We start from the raw sequence: 19,139 nt of genomic DNA on the forward strand, positions 1-19,139 counted from the left end.
GTTGAGATTCAATCGATACAGCGTTGTATCCGATACACAGATGTATCCTAAGATTACCTGCAATTGCGAGCCTGAAGGCTTGGTGTGAATATGCAATGTGCGCGCAGTCGAGAATGAGAAAAATATGAGTGAAGCAGCGGTCCCGTCTCGTCGGCGAGAGCTCACGCGTCAGCGCCTTCTCGACGCGGCACAACAGGTTTTTGCCGAGGTCGGCCTGGACGCGGCATCCGTAGAAGAAGTTTGCGAACGTGCCGGGTTTACCCGTGGCGCGTTCTACTCCAACTTCGAGTCGAAGGAGGAGCTCTTTCTCGCTCTGGTCGACCGTGTGTCAACTGAACGTCTGGACTCAGCGCGTCAACACCTAGCTTCTCTCGAGCTCAGCGGTGATTTTGTTCTTACGTCTGGTCAGGGTGCAGTCACACGCCTCGTGCAGCAGGTTCTCGACGCCTCTGGAGAAGACCGGCTAGGCGTCCTGTTGACGTGCGAGATTCGTGTGCACGCGCTCCGTCAACCAGAGCTTGCAGCCTCGTATCTGCTGCTCGAAGAGAGTATGTGCGACTCGGTTGCTCAACTCATTGACGATGTTGTGCGGACTCAGAAGATGGAGTTGAGTCTCCCGCTGAAAGACGTGGCACGCACGATTCTTGGCGCATGGGAATCAGAAGCGATCAGAGCCACGATGCTGGGCCTCAGCGGTGAGGATTTGCGCCGAGTCAGCGGTGAGCGCATCGCGCAGCTCGCAGAACTCTTTATCGTTCCACCGAAGCGCTGAGCACCTCGTAGCAACGGGTGAGGCGCATGACCCACCAGTTGTAGCGGTCGCTGGGCGCGGCATTATGAGAGAGCGCTGATTCATCGGCGGCGACACGAGCCGTCGATATCGCGCCGGCACGGGGTCGTAGTGGTTGCTCGGTAACATCAGCGAGCAGAAGTGATGCCGTGCCGAGCCCACAGTCGTAGTCGAGGGTGGGGAGGGCTGCTGCAAGGGCTGCTCCCATCGAGAGACCGACGGATGTGTCGAGGGCACTCGAGACGACAGCAGGAAGCCCCGCGCGCGCCACGATGTCGAGCGCGCGACTAACGCCACCTAACGGCTGCACTTTGACGATCAGGATGTCGGCGGCGCCCGCGCGGGCGACAGCGAGCGGGTCTTCGGCTTTTCTCACGCTTTCGTCCGCAGCGATCGGGATGCCGTGAAACTTCACTCGACGGCGAAGTTCCACGAGCTCGGGCACACTCGCGCATGGCTGTTCGACGTACTCGAGGTCGCAATCGGCGAGGGCGTGAATCGCATGCTCGGCCTCGTCGACGTTCCAGCCGCCGTTCGCATCGATTCGGACGCGTCCCTCGATACCCATCACTTCGCGGACGGCTCGTACCCGCGCAATGTCGTCGGCCAGGGTCTGGCCACGTTCGGCCACTTTGACCTTCGCGGTGCGGCATCCATCGAAGCGGGCAAGCACCTCACCCACGGATGCCGCGGGCACAGCCGGCACCGTCGCGTTGACGCCGACCGTGCCTCGGCGCGCGGTGGGCTGCGGCATCCACCCGAAGTCAATGGCGGCAGAAAGCCAGGTTGCCGCCTCCGCGTCGCCATATTCGAGGAACGGTGAGAACTCGGTCCAGCCCTCCGGTCCGTCAAAGAGCATGGCCTCCCGCACCTCGATGCCGCGGAACCGCGTGGCGAGCGGGAGTGTGACGACATGGGCGGAGGAGAGGAGTTCTTCGAGTGGGGGCAGCGTTGCTTTCACTGCTCCATCATGGACCCGGTCGTAGGCTGTCGACATGCTTATCGACACACCGGTGCGCCTTGGCGTGCAGATTCAGCCCCAGCACGTCAGTTACAGCGGCATTCGAGAGGCGGCAAGCCGTCTCGAAGATCTCGGCGTCGACATCCTCTTCAACTGGGATCACTTCTTTCCACTCTTTGGTGCACCCGATGGCGAGCACTTCGAAGCGTGGACGATGCTCGCCGCATGGGCGGAGCAGACCGAGCGCGTGGAATTCGGATCACTGGTCAACTGCAACAGCTACCGCAACGCTGATCTGCAGGCAGATATGGCGCGCACCATCGACCACATCTCCGCCAAAGGCGGCGAGGGCCGCTTTATCTTCGGTACCGGATCTGGCTGGTTCGAACGTGACTACGACGAGTACGGATATGAGTTCGGTACCGCGGGTTCGCGTCTTGATGCGCTCGCCGAGGGGCTTGGGCGAATCGAGTCGCGCTGGGGCGTGCTGAACCCCGCACCGACCCGCCGCATCCCGGTCATGATCGGGGGAGCGGGCGAAAAGAAGACCCTTCGCCTCGTTGCTCGCCATGCTGATATCTGGCACAGCTTCGTGGCGCCAGAAGAGATTCCCCACAAAATCGATGTGATCAATCGTCATGCCGAGCGGGAAGAGCGCGACCTTTCGAACCTCACGATCTCGAACGAACTTCGTGATCGCGACGAAGCCACCGCAGACGCGCTGCACGCACAGGGCACACGGCTGTTCACCCTGGGGCTTCTCGGACCGGAGTGGGACTACGAGCTGGTCAAGCGCTGGCTGGCGTGGCGCGACGGGAAAAACGCATGAGTGTCTCCGACATCTTCGATGAGGCAGAGTGGGCGGTCGCGCCGGGAGCAGAAGACTTCACCGACATCACGTCGCACATCTCGCGGGATGGCCGTATCGCTCGCATCGCGTTTGATCGTCCCGAGGTGCGTAACGCGTTTCGCCCCCACACGGTCGATGAGCTTTATCGCGCACTCGACGATGCGCGGCAAAACCCCCGTATCGGCGTCGTACTCCTGACCGGCAATGGTCCGAGTGCGAAAGATGGCGGTTGGGCGTTCTGTTCCGGCGGTGACCAGCGCATCCGTGGCCGGGACGGCTACCAGTACGCCACCGATGCCACGAGCGCTGATCCGACGCGTGCCGCCCGCACTGGTCGGCTGCACATTCTCGAGGTGCAGCGTTTGATCCGGTTCATGCCGAAGGTTGTCATCGCGGTCATTCCCGGTTGGGCGGCCGGCGGGGGCCACTCGCTTCATGTTGTCTGCGACCTCTCAATCGCTTCACGCGAGCACGGCCGTTTCAAGCAAACTGATGCCGATGTGGGATCTTTCGATGCGGGCTACGGCTCGGCATACATGGCGCGCCAGACCGGCCAGAAGATCGCCCGCGAAGTTTTCTTCCTCGCCGAGGAGTACTCCGCGGACCGGGCATACGAAATGGGTGCGGTCAACCGTGTCGTGCCTCACGCTGAGCTCGAGCACGAGGCGATTGCCATGGCTCGGACAATTCTCACCAAGTCGCCGACAGCGATCCGGATGCTGAAATTCGCTTTCAACGCGGTTGATGACGGTCTCGTCGGGCAACAGGTATTCGCGGGCGAGGCCACTCGGCTTGCCTACGGCACGGACGAGGCCGTTGAGGGGCGTGACTCGTTCCTCGGTAAGCGCGAACCGGACTGGTCGCCGTACCCGTGGCACTACTAGCACCAGTCGTCGCAGAGGACCCACGTGTCGTGCTCCGGGCACTTCGCGCGGCTCTGGGAGGTGCCGGACCTGCGGTAGGACTCGGAAGCGACGCGCACGGCGTTGTACCGGCGGGCACGGCAGCCGTCGTGACCACATCTGGGTCGAGCGGCTACCCCAAGTCGGTTGTGCTCAGTCGGCACGCGCTGACCGCGAGCGCAATGGCAACGTCGGCGCGTCTCGGCGAAGGGGCGTGGCTGCTGGCTCTGCCCGCGCACTACGTCGCTGGTTTGCAGGTGCTCGTGCGTGCTCTCGTCAGCGGGCACGAACCCGCGATTCTGGCCGGCTCGTTCTCGGCGCAGGCATTTGCCGCGGCATCCCTCTCGATGGCATCAAGCGTCGGGGGGAACGCGGTACCGCGGTTCACGTCTCTCGTGCCAGCTCAGCTCTTGACTCTGCTCGATGCCGCCGAGAACGACGACACTGTGGCCCGCGCAGTTCGCTCATTCGAGGCGATCTTGATCGGCGGGCAGGCGCTGCCTGTTCGAGTTCGCGAACGCGCGGCCGAGGCGGAGGTCCGCATCGTGCGCACTTATGGCTCCAGCGAAACCAGCGGTGGATGCGTCTACGACGGCCGTCCGCTCGATGACGTATCGCTGCGTGTTGTTGCGGGCGAGGTACACATCACCGGTCCGACACTGGCGGAAGGCTACCTCGGCGATCCCGACCGCACGGATGCCGCGTTTATCAGGGACGCCGCAGGCACACGCTGGTATCGAACAGGGGATGCTGGTCGGCTGGAGAACGGGTTTTTGCACATTGATGGGCGGATCGACAACGTCATCATCTCGGGCGGTATCAACGTCTCGCTCGACCGCGTCGAGACTGCGGTGCGGTCGCTTGCCGGTTGGGAAAGTGCTGTCGTGGTTGCCGCGACGGATGAGCGTTGGGGGGAAGCCTCCGTCGTGGTTCGCGCTGGGGAACGCGTTGCGAATACCCCTGATTTCGCGGAGGTTCGATCCGCGGTTGGTGAGGAGTTGGGTGCTCCGGCTCGACCGGCGCGTGTGCTGATGGTCGATGAAATTCCCACCCTCCCAAGTGGTAAGCCCGACCGGGTAGCCTTGCGTGCGATCGTTGCGAGCGGAGCACAGAATGGCGAGCACACCGCCTGACGCAATACCCACACGAAAACGTGGCGGAGTCGGTGAAGTGTTCCTGGCGTTCCTCAAGCTGGGAGTGACGGCTTTCGGCGGGCCGGTGGCGCATCTCGGGTATTTTCGCGATGAGTTCGTCACTCGACGTCGCTGGCTGGACGATCGTGCTTACGCAGACCTCGTCGCGCTGGGCCAATTTCTGCCCGGCCCAGCATCGAGCCAGGTAGGTTTCGCTGTCGGACTCTTGCGCGCAGGGCCGTTCGGAGCGCTCGCCGCCTTCGTCGCGTTCACGCTCCCGTCGGCACTGCTTATGATCGCGCTCGCACTTGGAGCGAAGCTTTTTGAAGGCCCGATCGGTGCTGGAATGCTCACCGGCCTGGGGATCGTGGCAGTCGCGATAGTCGCTCAGGCAGTGTGGGGTATGTCACGTGCCCTTACGCCCGATCGTCGACGAGCAGCGATCGCGGCGGCAGCCGCGGTGGTAGCGCTATTGCTGACCGGACCGATGGGTCAAGTGACCGCCATCGCATTGGGAGCGGTCGTGGGGCTCTTCTGGTGCCGGTCTGACGCGGCCATTCTCACCAGTCGTCTCGACCTGCGGGTGTCGCGCGTGGTCGGTGTGGGCGCGTTGCTCAGCTTTACCGCTCTGCTCGTTGGGCTACCGATCCTGGCAGCTGTTTTTCCCGGTGGAACGATCGCTCTTTTCGACGCTTTCTATCGCTCCGGAGCGCTCGTGTTCGGCGGTGGCCATGTCGTGCTGCCTCTGCTGCAAGCAGAAGTCGTCGTACCCGGGTGGGTCACGCCCGAACAGTTCGTGGCTGGCTATGGCGCGGCGCAAGCGATGCCAGGACCACTTTTCACCTTCGCGGCATACCTCGGGTCGCTCGCGACTGCGGGGCCTTCGGGAATCGTCGGCGGCTTCGTTGCGCTGATCGCCGTCTTCCTGCCTGGATTTCTTCTTCTCATCGGTGTACTGCCTTTTTGGAATATCTTCCGTGCCCGCCCTCGTGCGCAGGCACTTATGCGTGGGGCAAACGCCGCTGTCGTCGGCATCCTTGCCGCGGCGCTGTACAACCCCGTGTTCACGACAGCAGTGACGGATGCCGCGTCTTTCGCTCTCGCCCTCGTGTGTTTTGTTCTGCTCGTGGCATGGCGCACCCCGCCGTGGGCTGTTGTGATTGTGGGCGCGGTGGGCGGCATCGTCCTCACACTGGCCGTATAGCGCCCGCCTGCCAGCTCGATGTGCGCAGCACATCACTATGCGGCCTAAGATTTCACCTCGTGGCCGCAAAATCCAAGAACAACCGCACCCGTTCGCAGCACCGCTCGGGTAACCCGCAAAAGGCGAATGCGCCCCGGGACCCGAGTGCGCGGCGGCCGGTCACGCTCGGCGACTGGGTGGGTGCCGCACGCCTTCGTACGCTGCCGCTTGCTGTCACCCCGATTCTTATCGGTACGGGCGCGGCCACACTCGTCGCCGATGCGGTGCACTGGGTGATCGCTCTGGCCTGCCTTGCAGTGGCGGTGTTCTTGCAGATCGGGGTGAACTACGCCAACGACTACAGCGACGGAATCCGCGGCACTGACGACGTGCGTGTGGGCCCGGTCCGTTTGACGGCGTCTGGGCGTGTGAAGGCCAAGACCGTTCTGATCGTCGCGCTCGCATTTTTCGCGCTCGCTGCCATCGTCGGTGTCGCCATCGTGGTGCGCACCGAACAGTGGTGGTTGCTTCTTGTCGGTGCGGCATCCATCATCGCGGCCTGGTTCTACACCGGCGGGAAGCGCCCGTATGGCTATAACGCGCTTGGCGAGGTGTTTGTCTTCGTCTTCTTCGGTCTCGTCGCGACGCTCGGCACGACGTACGTGCAAGCGCTCGCGCTACCGCAAGAGGCCTGGTTCGGCGCTGTCGCGGCAGGGCTTCTCGCGTGCGCCGTGCTGCTCGCAAACAACCTTCGTGACATCGATCAGGATCGCAAGGTCGGAAAGCGGACGCTCACCGTTTTGATTGGCAAGCGGGCGACGCAGGTTCTGTTCACGGTGTTCGTGCTCGCGCCGTTTGGCATCGCCGCATTTCTCGCGCTTTTCTTTCCGATCGCGTGGCTCACACTGCTCGCGCTACTCGCCGCGCTGCCCGCAATATTGATCGTCTGGACGTACGGTCTTCCGCGCGAACTCGTGATCGCTCTGCAACTGACGTCCTTGACGTCAGTTGCGTACGGCGCGTTCCTCTTCTGGGCCTTCGTCGGCTGATTCCGCGTCCGCTGCCTCGAGGGCATCGGCTGTGGCGTCCTCGTCGTCTTCGTCGCGAGTGTTCTGCATTCGCGTTGCTCGGCGCTCAGCGATTCCACTGGTCACTTCGGCGAGCGGGCGACGTAGAAACAGCATCGACAGGCTCAATCCGATGAAGGCGGCGAAGATCGCGGCAAGCCAGTAGAGCTCCTGGAAAACCGGAAACAGCATGAGGATGCCGAACGGAATCAGGAACGCCAGCAGCCGCAACACGGTGTAGACGAGGGCGGAGCGGGCTTTCATCTCTTTATCGTATGCCGCTCTTTGTCGATGGCCGCCGCTCTCGTGCCCGTAACGGCGCTTAGGATGGGGGAATGGCGAGGTTGCTGCTGATACTCGCGCTTGTGGTCACCGTTTTCTGGGTCTACAGCGTTGTCGACTGCGCCGTGCAACCAGCTGACCGACACCGTGGAGTTCGAAAAGGCACCTGGCTCGCGATCGTTATTCTGATCCCGGTGCTCGGTGGTCTGCTGTGGTTTGTTGTGGGTCGCGTGAGCCGGCGAGCGTTGATCGCTGAGCGCAATGCTCCCGACGACGATCCTGCTTTCTTGAGTAGCCTCGGCTCCGTGAGTGATCAAGACGAGCGTATCCGTCGCCTCGAAGAGGAGCTCGCGCGCCTCGACGACGAAGACACCAGTCTGTTAGATGGCAAGTCAGTCGATGACGCACCTTCCGGCAGCGCGCCCCGCGCTGACGCGCCCGTCGATGAGGCGGAGACTGGCCCACGCGGCGACGGCGACGACGACACGCACGGATCACGAGGAGCGCGCGGCTGAAATGGCTGAGGCGAAAAGGTCGCCAGCGACGGATGCGGCGGCCGCGCTCGTTCGTGCACTTTTTGACCGAGGCATCCGGCACTTCGTGGTCAGCCCCGGGTCTCGCTCGCAAGCTCTCGCTCTCGCAGCGGCAGAACTCGAAAAGCATGGTGCCGCACTCCATGTGAGAATCGACGAGCGCGTCGCAGGGTTCACAGCGCTTGGTATCGGCCGCGAACTACGGGTGCCAGCGGCAGTCATCTGCACCTCGGGAACCGCCGTGGCAAACCTCCTTCCCGCCGTTCTCGAAGCGCATCACGCGGGTGTACCGCTGCTGCTTTTAACGGCAGATCGTCCGCCAGAACTGCGGGGCATTGGTGCCAATCAGGCCACACGGCAAGTCGGAATCTTCGCGCCAAACGTCAGATACGAAGCAGACCTACCGGTTCCTGACGAAACGGATGCCGCCGGCACGTCGTCGCAAACGATGATGCTGCGTGACGTGGCCGGGGCCGCGGTCACCGCCGCGCTCGGTGACGGTGCGTGGGCGGCAGGGCCGGTGCATCTCAACTTGCCCTATCGGGAGCCGCTCGCGGGCGTTCTTCCCGAGTGGTTCCGACCCGCATCCGACCCGAAAAGCCCGGAGCCGAATATCGCTGACGTCGAAGACGTCGCGAACGCTTCGGGTGCGTTGTATCAGGGCGGCGGTGGCATCGGCGAAGTGTGCGAGCTCGATGGCGCTGTGGAGCCGTTCAGCCTTTCACGTGGGCCGCGAACAATCGTTATCGCGGGCGCCGACGCCACCTCCGCGGCTGAGCAACTCGCGCACGACGGCTCGTGGCCGCTCGTCGCCGAAATTGTGAGCGGTTCGCGCTTTGGTCGCTACCTCGTTCACGGGTATCGCGATGTATTGCGTCAACTCGGTGGCAATGTCGAACGCGCGGTGGTCTTCGGACACCCGACACTGAGCCGTGAAGTCGTCGCGCTGCTGTCCCGCGACGACGTTGAAGTGATCGCGGTGAGGGGACCCGGCGAGCCCTTGAACCTCAACGGCGCGACGGTCGCGGCTGAGAGCGTCGCGGTGAGAGCGGGCGACGCCGACCGCGAATGGCTCGGCCAGTGGATGCGCGCGTCCCGCGCGGCATCCGTTGATTTGGCCCCGCCGGCGCCCGACGCCGATGCGCTGTCATCTGCGGAACCACGCGAACGACTGGGCGCAATCGCCGCGGAACTCGGCGTGATTCGCGCACCCCTTGATCGCGCAGCGCTCGTCGACGCCGTCTGGCGTGCGACGTGGCCGCACGACAGACTCATGTTCGGGTCTTCTCGTCTTGTGCGTGTGGCCGACACCGTTCTCGCCGGTAAAAAAGTGCCGGTGCATGCCAACCGGGGCCTTGCTGGAATCGATGGCACGGTCGCCACCGCGATGGGGATCGCGCTCGCGAGTCAAATTGCCGGTTCGCCCGGTGTGACACGCGCGGTACTGGGCGATCTCGCCTTTCTCTACGACGTCGGGGCGCTGCTGCTGCCGTTGCAAGAACCGGCGCCGCGTCTGCAGCTCATTGTGGGCAATGACCGGGGCGGTACGATCTTCGACGGTCTCGAAGTCGCCTCGGTGGCATCCGACGCAGCGTTTTCACGAGTGCAGTACACACCTCATAACGCGAATCTCGAACAGCTCGCGGCCGCGTACGGGTGGGAATTCCACCGCCCTAAGACCCGGGGCGAACTTGATCAGGTGTTGACGGGGCACGTCGCCGGTCGTCAGCTGATCGAAGTCACACTCGAGCGATAACTCCCGCTCAGGCGAGAGCGTCGACGATCGGGCGAAACTTCACTCGCGTTTCGAGGAGCTCTGACTCGGGATCGCTGCCAGCTACGATCCCGCCGCCCGCGTGTGCAGTAATGCTCCGCATGTCACCATCGCGTGGGCCGATTTGCGCGCACCGTAGCGCGATGGCCCATTCGCCGTCGCCTGCCGCATCGATCCATCCGACGGGCCCGGCATAGCGCCCTCGATCAAATGTCTCGAGGCGTGAGATCAGTTCGAGTGCAGAATCAGTCGGCGTTCCCGCGACTGCGGCCGTCGGGTGAAGAGCCGCGACGAGATCGAGAGCGGATGCGGCATCCGTCAGCGTCCCCTCGATATCGGTCGCGAGATGCCACACGTTGGGCAGTTTCAGCACGAAGGGTTGCTCGCCGGCGACGACGGCCGGGGCGAGGGGGCTCAGAGATGCGAGAACGCTCTGCACGGCATAGCGATGCTCATCTTGGTCTTTTGCGCTGGTCACGAGAGCGACAGACGCTGCGGCATCCGAGTCGGGGTCGGCACCGCGTGCGGCGGTTCCTGCCAGAACGCGCGCTGTCACTGTTCCGCTCGATACCGTGACAAGCGTCTCGGGACTCGCCCCGATCAAGCCGTCGACAGCGAACGCCCAAGTGTCGGGGTAGCCGGTCGCCAAGGCGCGCACCAAGCGCCGGAGATCGGCATCGCCGGGGAGCGTCCCGCGGAGGTCTCGCGCGACAACGACCTTGCTCACGACGCCGGAGCGAATTGCTTCGAGAGCCTCGCGTACCGCTTTCTGATGGTCGGCTGGATCGAGCTTTCCTGGCCCTACTGTGGCCGCCCAGTGTGGACCGTACGGCGTCTCGCGCGGCGCCGGAGCTTCGTCCTCACGCGAGATGCGGGTGACCCATGACCGACTTCCGCGGCGTCCCACGATGACAGATGGAACGAGAAGTGAACTGGCGAACTCCGAACCATCGTCGAACGCGAGAGCACCGAAAGCCACGAGCCCTGAACCCGGGAGGTGAACATCGTCGTCGATTGTTGCGCCATTGACGAGGGAACGCCAACGGGTTGCGAGATTTCGGGCGCGCTCGCCGTGAGGAAGATGTGCTGACTCGTCGAGGCGGATGATGAGGGGGCCCGCGCCGACGAACCCATCGCCGGTGCGTTGCCAGACGAGCGGGGTTGAGGCATCCGTGAAGGGCAGTACATCTTCGATCGTGGCGACTTCTCGCGTCACAACACGCAGATGCGCAGGCGGAGAAACAGTCACCCCTCAAGCCTAGACTCGGCGAGAGCCTTCGGATCCGCAGTTCCCAGGCCCGGCAGTGCTCTGACGCCTAGACTCTTTGGGTGATGACGACACCCGCCGAGCCAAACCGTGCCGACCTCGGAAAAGACCCCGCACGAGTCAGTGGCATGTTCGATCAGGTTGCGAAGAACTATGACCGCACCAACACAGTGCTCAGCCTTGGGAATGATCAGCTCTGGCGGGTCGCGACCACGAAGGCGGTAGCGCCGCGGCGCAATGAGCGAATTCTTGACCTCGCTGCCGGAACCGGTGCAAGTTCGGTGGCTCTCGCAGCTACTGGCGCTGAGGTCGTCGGTGCCGACTTTTCGCCCGGAATGATCGCGGAGGGGCGCCGTCGCCACGGTGGCGTCTCGAACCTGAGTTTTACCGAAGCGGATGCCACGGCTCTTCCCTTCGCTGACGACGAATTCGATGCGGTGACGATTTCATTCGGACTGCGAAACGTCAACGAACCGAAGAAGGCACTCTCGGAAATGCTGCGCGTTACTCGCCCCGGCGGGCGACTTGTCATCGCAGAGTTTTCGCACCCGACATCGGCCGCATTCGCTGGTCTCTATCGCTTCTACAACGACCGGGTACTGCCACGCATCGCGAAAACGGTGAGTTCGAACGCGGAGGCGTACGACTACCTCAACGAATCGATCAAGAACTGGCCCGATCAGCAAACTCTCGCGGCTTGGATTCGTGACTCGGGCTGGACCGATGTGGCTCACCGCAATCTCACTTTCGGCATCGTCGCGCTCCACCGCGCTGTCAAGCCTCTTTGAGCTCGGCCAGGGCATGGCTTCGCCCCGGTAGGCTGAGGGGGTGACTTCGAGCCGGCCCGCGACGGGCACCCGATTGGCGGGCAGCCTCGGACTGACGGAGCGTATCTTCGCCGGTCCGAAAGTGCGGCGTCTCATGGCGACCGTGGAGAAGGGCCTCGCGGACGTCGAGGCGAGACTTGCGATCGAGATTCACATCGACGATCACTTCGCAGACACCACGTCCCGCTACCTCTACGAGGCCGGTGGCAAGCGCATCCGCCCCATGCTCGCGGTACTCACAGCGCAACTAGGTGAAGGAGTGACCGACGAGGTCATCCTGGCCGCCACAGCACTGGAGATCACACACCTAGGTTCGCTTTATCACGATGACGTGATGGATGGCGCAGACGTTCGCCGTGGTGTGCCGAGTGCACAGTCAGTGTGGGGCAACAACGTCGCGATCCTGACCGGCGACCTCCTTTTTTCTCGTGCAAGCAAGATCATGGCGCGCCTCGGTGAACGAGCTATCAAGCTTCAGGCCGATACCTTCGAGCGGCTTGTTCTCGGGCAGATGCACGAAACAGTCGGCGCCGGTGTCGATGACGACCCGGTTGAGTTCTACTTACAGGTACTCGCAGACAAAACCGGCTCCCTGATCGCAGCCTCCGCGCAATCGGGTGTCGCGTATTCGCATGCTCCGGCTGAGTACGAGCCGGCTGTCGTCGAATTTGGCGAGAAGGCCGGCGTTGCTTTCCAGCTTCTCGATGACGTGCTCGATCTGTCTGCCGACCCCGAAACGACCGGAAAGGTTCCCGGCACCGATCTTCGCGCCGGTGTGCCGACGATGCCGTATCTTCTCCTCGGGCGGCGCACCGACGAAGCATCCGTCGGCCTTCGAGAGCGTATCGATGCGGGGGTTGCCCGCATCGCTGATGGTGAAGACCCGGCTATCCTCGATGCCGATCTTGCAGATCTTCGCGACCACGAAGCGACCGAGGCCACGCGCGCGCTCGCGCACGAGTGGTCCGACGGGGCTATTGCTGCGCTCGCGCCGCTGCCTGATGGCCCGGTTCGTGAGGGCCTCACGCGTTTTGCTCAAGCGGTCGCTGACCGCACGAGCTGAGCATCGGCCGTCGTGAGAAAGCTCCGCGGCCCGCTCGTCAACAATCTTTAGGCACGGAAATCGAAAGGAACCCCCATGACCAAGCTCAGGCTGGCCATTGTCGGTGCAGGACCGGCGGGCATTTATGCCGCCGACATTCTTTTGAAAGCTGAGCGTCAGTTCGACGTTTCTATCGATCTTTTCGAGCAGCTGCCCGCGCCTTACGGCCTCGTTCGCTATGGCGTCGCTCCCGATCACCCGCGCATCAAGGGCATCGTCAACGCGCTTCGCGATGTGCTCGATCGCGGCGACATCCGCTTCTTCGGCAACGTGCTTTTCGGCCGTGATTTGACGCTCGCAGATTTGAAGAACCACTACCACGCGGTCATTTTTTCAACCGGTGCTATTCGCGACGCCGACCTCGATATCCCGGGCATCGACGCCGAGGGTTCCTATGGTGCTGCCGACTTCGTCAGCTGGTTCGATGGCCACCCTGATTTTCCCCGTGAATGGCCGTTGGAGGCTGAGTCTGTCGCCGTCATCGGCAATGGCAACGTCGCGCTTGACGTATCGCGCATGCTGGCCAAACATGCAGAAGATCTCTTGCCGACCGAGATACCTGACAACGTCTACGCCGGACTCAGTGAAAGCCGTGTCACCGATGTGCATGTGTTTGGGCGTCGTGGACCAGCCCAGGTCAAGTTCACCCCGCTGGAACTGCGTGAGCTCGGTGAGCTGCGCGACGTCGACATGGTCGTCTACGACGAGGACTTCGATTACGACGAGGCATCCAAAGTTGCCATTGCCAGCAACAAGCAGGTCATGGTGATCGACCGCGTGCTACAGGCATGGCGGAAGCGCCCGAGCGTCAATAACGCCGGCGGAGAAGCGTCGCGCCGCCTGCACCTTCATTTCTGGGCGAACCCCGTAGAGGTGAAGAAGGATGCCGACGGCCGTGTCACGTCGTTCGTCTACGAGCGCACTCGGCCCGACGGTGAGGGCGGCGTAGAAGGTACCGGCGAGATGCGCGAGGTCGCTATCCAGGCGATGTACCGCGCCGTCGGCTACTTCGGCTCGCCGCTGGCGGATGTTCCGTTCGACAAGCGCCACGGTGTGATCCCTAACCACGAGGGTCAAGTGCTGCACAAGAACTCGAATGAGCGTGTTCCTGGCGTCTACGCGACCGGGTGGATCAAGCGAGGACCTGTCGGACTCATCGGCCACACCAAGTCGGATGCGATGGAGACGGTTCGTCACATCATCAATGACCAAGCATCCTGGTGGCAGCCGGAGGATGACTCCGAGGGGGCCATCCCGGCGCTTCTCGCGGAGCGTGACGTCAAGTGGACCGACCTCGACGGATGGCACTTGCTCGACCAGCACGAGATCGCTCTGGGAGCACCCCACGAGCGCGCTCGCATCAAGGTCGTCGCGCGCGACGAAATGGTGCGCGTCTCCCGCGGGGAGTAGGCGAAAGCGGGCATTCGGGCATCTCCCGGAATAGGCTGCCCGCATGAGCGGTCGGAAGAGTTCAGGCTGGACGCTCGACGTTCTCGGGCAGGGTTTCGAGCAGTACACACTCGAACTTCAGCCCGATGACGAGGGCGATGTCGTTGCCACAGTGGTGCGACACCTGCCGAACCCGCTTACGGCGTGGAATAAGCCGCTCCGAAACGTTGACGTGCTCTACGTGCACGGTTGGTCGGACTACTTCTTTCAGCGTGAAGAAGCACGCTTCTTCACCGAACTCGGCGCACGCTTCTATGCGCTTGACCTTCGTAAATACGGCCGGAGTCTGCGCGATGGTCAAACGCCGGGGTACATTACCGACCTCGCGACGTACGACGAGGATATCGAGGGCGCGATTCAACTCATCGGGCAGGGCCGGAATGCCTCTCGCTTGCTCGTGTTGGTGGGCCACTCGACGGGCGGTTTGATACTCACGCTCTGGGCGGCGCGGCACCCCGGCGTGGCAGCGGCGCTCATCCTCAACAGCCCGTGGCTAGAACTGCAGATCGGTTCTCTCGGCCGCGCAGCGCTCGCGCCGATCGTGGGCGTCCGCGCGCGGTATGAGCCTCGCGGCACACAACCGGTTGTCGATCTCGGGTTCTACACGCGCGCGCAGCACGATCTGGGTGCAGGGGCAGAGGCGTATCCAGCGTGGCGGCCCGAACGCGGCTTTCCCACGCACCCTGGATGGCTCAACGCCATCATCTTGGGGCACTCGAAAATCGCTGAGGGCGTGGACGTGGGCTGTCCGGTGCTGGTGCTGCTGTCAATGCGCTCCACGCCGCCGGTGCGCTGGGTGACGGCGATGACATCATCGGACTCTGTTCTCGTCGTCGACGATATTGCCCGAGCATCCCTCAAAATCGGAAAGCTTGTCACCGTCGCTCGCATCGAAGATGCGATTCACGATGTCTTTTTGTCGGCACCGGGCGCACGTGCCGAGGCATACGCCGTGCTGCGAAACTGGGTCGTCGCCGCACACACTTCATTGTGAACGTAAAAAGGGGTGTGCCCGGTTTCCCAGGCACACCCCTCGCTCAAAAATCGGGCTACGCGACCTTGTCGGCACTGCGGATGATGTCCGCCAGCTTCGTCATCTGCTCTGCCTGTGAGGCGTAGTCAAAGGCTGCGACCTGCCACGGGTACACCTGTCCGGCGCTCAGCGCCGGGTCGTCAGCAAACGTCGCCTGTTCGAGCAGGTCGTCTTCTTGTAGACCTTCGACGTTCATCAAGAGCACGTCTCCGGTCATCATGTCGCCGACGTTCTCCCAGCTGTAGATATCCCAGTAGTAGTCGCCATCGGGATTCAGGTTCGTGAAGTTCACACCGAGGCTGCCGTAGAGGGCAGTCTCGGGCTCGTCTTCTGGCTTCACGACGTACATGCCATCGGTATCCGCGTACGCTTGCGTGATCTCGACGTCGTTCTCGGCGGCTGCGGCGGTCAGATCGGCGGCTGCGGCATCGTATTCGGTTTTGGCTTCCGAGATCGTGTCATCACTTACTCCGAGCGCCGAAGCCAGGCTGTTGAAGCTATCGATGACGTCGCTACCGTTGCCGCCAATTTCGATAGCGACAATCGGGGCGATTTTCTCCAATTGGGCCTGCTGCTCAACATCGGCGAACGCGTAGTAGGGGCCCTCGAGGTCAAGAGTGCCGTCGCGGTCTTTCGGATAAATGCCCGTCACGATGATGTCGGGTGCCGCCGCGGCGAGCGCCTCGAGGTCGATTTCACCGTAGCTGTTGCCGACGATGGCGACGTTCGACAGGTCGTAGTCGGCGAAGCGATCGTCGCTTGCAACGTCTTGACGTCCGAAGATTGCTACGGGCTCCAGCCCGTAGCTCATCATTCCGATCGCGTAGTCGGCATAGCTCGCGATCTTTTCTGGCTTGTGATCGAGGGTGACCGTCGTGCCCGTGTCATCCGTGTAGCTCCACTCGGCGTCTGTCGACGTGTCAGATGACGTCGAAGCAGTCGATGCGGAGCATCCAGCGAGAGCGGTCATGGCCACCGCGAGAACAGGAACGAAGATGCGCGCGGCACGATGCCGCAAGGTCGAAGAGGTCATTTAATTAGGTTAGCCGAACCTAATTAAAACTCCACATCGTGGTGCGCGGCCACCTGTTCCGTGTGTACGAACGTCGGGTCGAGCGGCACGACGAGCGGCGAGCCGGTGTGCGGATCCGCGATCACAAGTGCTTCAAGGTCAAAAGCGTCTCGCAGGATGCCGGGGGTCAACACCTCCCATGGCGTTCCGTCGGCGACCACTTTGCCGTCTTTGATTGCGACAAGCCGGTGGGAGTAACGCGCAGCAAGGGTGAGGTCGTGCAGCACCATGACGACAGTCGCACCACGATCGCGGTTTATCTGCGCCACCAAACGCAGCACGTCGATCTGGTGTGTGAGGTCGAGAAATGTTGTCGGCTCGTCAAGAAGAATCGTGGGAGCTTCTTGAGCGAGCACAAGCGCGATCCACGCGCGCTGCAGCTGGCCACCAGAGAGCGACCCGGCATCTCGGTCAGCGAGTTCATCGAGTCCAGTCGACGTCAACGCGGCATCGACTATCGCTGAGTCTTTGGCCGTCCATGCCTGCCAGAGACTCTGGTGGGGGTGGCGTCCTCGCGCGACAAGATCCCGCACCGAGGTCGCCGACGGTGTGACGGGTTTTTGGGGCAAGATCGCGAGGCGCTTCGCGACTTCTCGTGTCGGGGTCTCGCGAACGGGGCGGCCCTCAAGGAGAACATCGCCCGATGTTGCGTGCAGAAGGCGCCCGAACGCTTTGAGAAGCGTCGATTTGCCGCAGCCATTGGCGCCGATCAGGGTCGTGATTTCGCCTTCTTCGATGCGAAGATCAAGGTTTTGAAAGATCACGTTTTGCTCGTACGCGAGAGTGACTCCCCGCGCTTCGAGCGTCGGCATCCGATCTTCGTTCATGCGGTGCTCCCTTTTGACGAGCGGCGGGTGAGGAGCCAGATGAGGTACGGGGCTCCGATGATGGCGGTGATGATGCCGACAGGCACAGTGAGGGGAGTCCCCCGCGTGATGGCGTCACCGCCCGCGACGATGATGGCGCCCATGAGAGCGGATGCGATGAGTGGCGGTCTGCCGTAACCGCCGAGTCGACGAGCGATCTGGGGCGCGACGAACGCGACGAACTCGATTGGTCCACCCGCCGAGACCGCCGCGGCGGTTAAAACGACCGCACACGCGATGACGACCAGGCGGTGACGCTGAACTGAAACGCCGAGGGCGACGGGCATCTCATCGCCCAGTTGACTGATGTCGAGGTTCTTGGTCTGCAAAAGTGCAATTGGCAGCACGACGACAAGCACGATCACGACGGGCCACACGCTGGCCCAGGAGATACCCGAGAGGCTTCCAACGAGCCACTGTGCGGCGGTTGCTGCCGCCGAAATCTGTGCGCGCGCGATGAGGTAGCTGGTCACGCCGCCGAACATCGCCGTCAGCCCGATACCGATGAGAATGAGCCGGTAGGTGTCGACGCCATCTCGCCACGCCAGCGCGTAGATGAGCGCGGCGGCGATAACGGCTCCGATGACGGCGGCCAGCGGTACGCCAACGCTCAAGAGCCCCGCGCCGACACTGTAGGTACCACCCGCGAGGACGATCGCGGCGACGGCGCCGAGGCTCGCCCCGGATGTCACTCCGAGAATGTCGGGCGAGGCGAGAGGGTTCCGCGCGAAAGTCTGCGTCAGCGCGCCGGCGATGGCAAGACTCGCACCGATCACGACAGCACCAGCGACGCGCGGCATCCGCAGATCGAAGACGATGAGTTGCTCACCCGAGGTGCCGTCGCCCGTGAGAGTACGAAGCAGATCACCGATGCTCATTGCCGAAGAGCCGACAGACAGGCCGATCAGCACACACAGCACGAGGGCGACAGCGAGCGATGCTGTGGCAACGAGCGCGCGCGGATGCCGTCGCTTCGGCGTGACGGAACGATCGTCGAGCATCGTCGTAGTCACAGTGCCGCCACCTTTCCCCGCCGCACGATAGCGATGAAGACGATTCCGCCGAGCACCGCCAAGACAACACCGACCGGAACTTCGGCGCTTCCCCCGATCAGACGCCCGACGACATCGCAAGCGAGAAGTACTGTCGCGCCGATGAGGCCGGAGGCAGGTAGCAGCCACGCGTGGTTTCCGCCGACAAGGGATCGTGCGATGTGCGGCGCCGTTAGTCCCACAAAACCGATTGGTCCGGTAATTGCGACAGCACTTGCCGTGAGCAGTGTGATCGCTCCGAGCCCGATGAGCCTGGCACGGATGAGATTTTCACCCAGACCGTGCGCGAGCTCGGTACCGAGCGCCAGGTTGTTGAGGGAGCGGATGTTGAACAACGCGAGAGCGAGTCCGGCGATCGCGAAGACCGCGGCAGCTGCGAGGCCATCGAGCGAGCGGCCCGAGAGCGACCCGACAACCCAGATGCGATAGGCCGCGAGTGTGGTCTCATCGCTCAGGACGAGAAGAGAGGTGAAGGCGACGAGTAGCGCCGAAACGGCCGATCCTGCAATGGCAAGGGGCACGGGGCTGGCAAGTCCTCGGCCGAGAGCGGCGACAGAAAATACCACCACGCTGGCGACGATTGCACCGACGAGCGCGAGCCATAGCGTCGTGATGATCGATGATGTTCCGAAGACGTAGACACCGATGACGACGGCGAGGCTCGCACCGGCTGACACTCCGAAGATGCCAGGGTCAGCGAGGGGGTTTCGGGTCTGCCCCTGCATGACGGCGCCAGCAATACCGAGGCAGAAACCGACAAAAATGCCGAGAACAGTGCGAGGCACCCGGGAGCCCCACACGATCGCGTCGGCATCGGTGTCCGGCGCGAACAAGCCCCGCAACACCTCAACGGGCGAGATGAGATTACTGCCGAGGAGCAAGCTGACAGTGCCGATAGCGAGGGCACCGGCAACGAGGGACGCGATCACGAGCGCGCGGGCGCGCGTCTGTGGTCGAAAAGAACGCATGCACATAAGCGTAGCCTCACCTAATAAG

Annotated in this window: 19 protein-coding genes; 12 read left to right on the forward strand and 7 right to left on the reverse strand. The window is 63.0% G+C overall.

All coding sequences use genetic code 11. The features are described from left to right. Nucleotides 1-124 precede the first annotated feature (124 nt). Entirely contained in the window at nt 125-772 is a 648-nt protein-coding gene (locus tag G6N83_RS09240) for a TetR/AcrR family transcriptional regulator (protein WP_165141424.1), read from the forward strand. Here the strand turns inward: G6N83_RS09240 and G6N83_RS09245 are convergent. Further along, complete coding sequence (locus G6N83_RS09245) at nt 750-1,787, reverse strand: o-succinylbenzoate synthase (RefSeq protein WP_165143350.1); 1,038 nt, start codon at nt 1,785-1,787, stop codon at nt 750-752. The two genes, G6N83_RS09240 and G6N83_RS09245, sit on opposite strands and share 23 nt — an antisense overlap. Here G6N83_RS09245 and G6N83_RS09250 point away from each other — a divergent pair. The 5 genes from G6N83_RS09250 to G6N83_RS09270 are packed head-to-tail and all read left to right on the forward strand — an operon-like array spanning nt 1,786 to nt 6,868. Continuing rightward, a complete protein-coding gene (locus tag G6N83_RS09250; RefSeq protein ID WP_165141426.1) occupies nt 1,786-2,580 on the forward strand; it encodes an LLM class F420-dependent oxidoreductase in 795 nt (264 codons plus the stop codon). The two genes, G6N83_RS09245 and G6N83_RS09250, sit on opposite strands and share 2 nt — an antisense overlap. After that, entirely contained in the window at nt 2,577-3,485 is a 909-nt protein-coding gene (locus G6N83_RS09255; RefSeq protein WP_165141428.1) for a 1,4-dihydroxy-2-naphthoyl-CoA synthase, read from the forward strand. Before G6N83_RS09250 ends, G6N83_RS09255 begins: the two co-directional genes overlap by 4 nt. A 29-nt stretch (nt 3,486-3,514) precedes the next feature. Next, the gene (locus G6N83_RS09260) at nt 3,515-4,636 is read left to right on the forward strand and encodes an AMP-binding protein (protein ID WP_241246162.1); all 1,122 of its coding nucleotides are present in this window, start codon (nt 3,515-3,517) and stop codon (nt 4,634-4,636) included. After that, nucleotides 4,617-5,840, forward strand: coding sequence for a chromate efflux transporter (gene chrA, locus G6N83_RS09265; protein WP_165141432.1), 1,224 nt, complete (start codon nt 4,617-4,619; stop codon nt 5,838-5,840). The genes G6N83_RS09260 and chrA overlap by 20 nt, the downstream gene beginning before the upstream one ends. Nucleotides 5,841-5,899: 59 nt before the next feature. Then, nucleotides 5,900-6,868, forward strand: a complete 969-nt coding sequence (locus tag G6N83_RS09270; RefSeq protein WP_375782621.1) for a 1,4-dihydroxy-2-naphthoate polyprenyltransferase — start codon at nt 5,900-5,902, stop codon at nt 6,866-6,868. Here the strand turns inward: G6N83_RS09270 and G6N83_RS09275 are convergent. Then, entirely contained in the window at nt 6,824-7,150 is a 327-nt protein-coding gene (locus tag G6N83_RS09275) for a DUF4229 domain-containing protein (RefSeq protein WP_165141436.1), read from the reverse strand. The genes G6N83_RS09270 and G6N83_RS09275 overlap by 45 nt on opposite strands. 71 nt (nt 7,151-7,221) lie before the next feature. Between G6N83_RS09275 and G6N83_RS09280 the strand changes: the two genes are divergently transcribed. Both G6N83_RS09280 and menD read left to right on the forward strand, forming a co-directional pair. Then, nucleotides 7,222-7,683 (forward strand): PLD nuclease N-terminal domain-containing protein, encoded by a 462-nt coding sequence (locus G6N83_RS09280; RefSeq protein WP_165141438.1) that lies wholly within the window; start codon nt 7,222-7,224, stop codon nt 7,681-7,683. Between the two features lies 1 nt (nt 7,684). Continuing rightward, nucleotides 7,685-9,457, forward strand: a complete 1,773-nt coding sequence (gene menD, locus G6N83_RS09285; RefSeq protein ID WP_165141440.1) for a 2-succinyl-5-enolpyruvyl-6-hydroxy-3-cyclohexene-1-carboxylic-acid synthase — start codon at nt 7,685-7,687, stop codon at nt 9,455-9,457. A 7-nt stretch (nt 9,458-9,464) separates the two neighbouring features. On the opposite strand, the gene G6N83_RS09290 is transcribed toward menD, so the two are convergent. Then, entirely contained in the window at nt 9,465-10,724 is a 1,260-nt protein-coding gene (locus tag G6N83_RS09290; RefSeq protein WP_165141442.1) for an isochorismate synthase, read from the reverse strand. A gap of 83 nt (nt 10,725-10,807) precedes the next feature. Here G6N83_RS09290 and G6N83_RS09295 point away from each other — a divergent pair, with 83 nt between their 5' ends. The 4 genes from G6N83_RS09295 to G6N83_RS09310 all read left to right on the forward strand — a co-directional run bounded on the left by G6N83_RS09295 (nt 10,808) and on the right by G6N83_RS09310 (nt 15,114). Then, nucleotides 10,808-11,530: a demethylmenaquinone methyltransferase gene (locus tag G6N83_RS09295; protein ID WP_165143352.1), complete on the forward strand. Its 723-nt coding sequence runs from the start codon at nt 10,808-10,810 to the stop codon at nt 11,528-11,530. Between the two features lie 40 nt (nt 11,531-11,570). Then, a complete protein-coding gene (locus G6N83_RS09300; RefSeq protein ID WP_165141444.1) occupies nt 11,571-12,632 on the forward strand; it encodes a polyprenyl synthetase family protein in 1,062 nt (353 codons plus the stop codon). Between the two features lie 75 nt (nt 12,633-12,707). Beyond that, the gene (locus G6N83_RS09305) at nt 12,708-14,081 is read left to right on the forward strand and encodes an FAD-dependent oxidoreductase (RefSeq protein WP_165141446.1); all 1,374 of its coding nucleotides are present in this window, start codon (nt 12,708-12,710) and stop codon (nt 14,079-14,081) included. Nucleotides 14,082-14,124: 43 nt separating this feature from the next. Continuing rightward, the gene (locus G6N83_RS09310) at nt 14,125-15,114 is read left to right on the forward strand and encodes an alpha/beta hydrolase (RefSeq protein ID WP_165141448.1); all 990 of its coding nucleotides are present in this window, start codon (nt 14,125-14,127) and stop codon (nt 15,112-15,114) included. 55 nt (nt 15,115-15,169) lie between these two features. On the opposite strand, the gene G6N83_RS09315 is transcribed toward G6N83_RS09310, so the two are convergent. The 4 genes from G6N83_RS09315 to G6N83_RS09330 are packed head-to-tail and all read right to left on the reverse strand — an operon-like array spanning nt 15,170 to nt 19,111. After that, complete coding sequence (locus G6N83_RS09315) at nt 15,170-16,186, reverse strand: ABC transporter substrate-binding protein (RefSeq protein WP_165141450.1); 1,017 nt, start codon at nt 16,184-16,186, stop codon at nt 15,170-15,172. 23 nt (nt 16,187-16,209) lie between these two features. Beyond that, complete coding sequence (locus G6N83_RS09320) at nt 16,210-17,052, reverse strand: ABC transporter ATP-binding protein (RefSeq protein WP_165141452.1); 843 nt, start codon at nt 17,050-17,052, stop codon at nt 16,210-16,212. Then, entirely contained in the window at nt 17,049-18,104 is a 1,056-nt protein-coding gene (locus G6N83_RS09325) for a FecCD family ABC transporter permease (protein ID WP_206535801.1), read from the reverse strand. The genes G6N83_RS09320 and G6N83_RS09325 overlap by 4 nt, the downstream gene beginning before the upstream one ends. Continuing rightward, entirely contained in the window at nt 18,101-19,111 is a 1,011-nt protein-coding gene (locus G6N83_RS09330) for a FecCD family ABC transporter permease (protein ID WP_165141454.1), read from the reverse strand. The genes G6N83_RS09325 and G6N83_RS09330 overlap by 4 nt, the downstream gene beginning before the upstream one ends. Nucleotides 19,112-19,139 lie beyond the last annotated feature (28 nt).

It is taken from the genome of Microbacterium endophyticum, assembly GCF_011047135.1.
GTDB classification, from domain to species: Bacteria; Actinomycetota; Actinomycetes; order Actinomycetales; family Microbacteriaceae; genus Microbacterium; species Microbacterium endophyticum.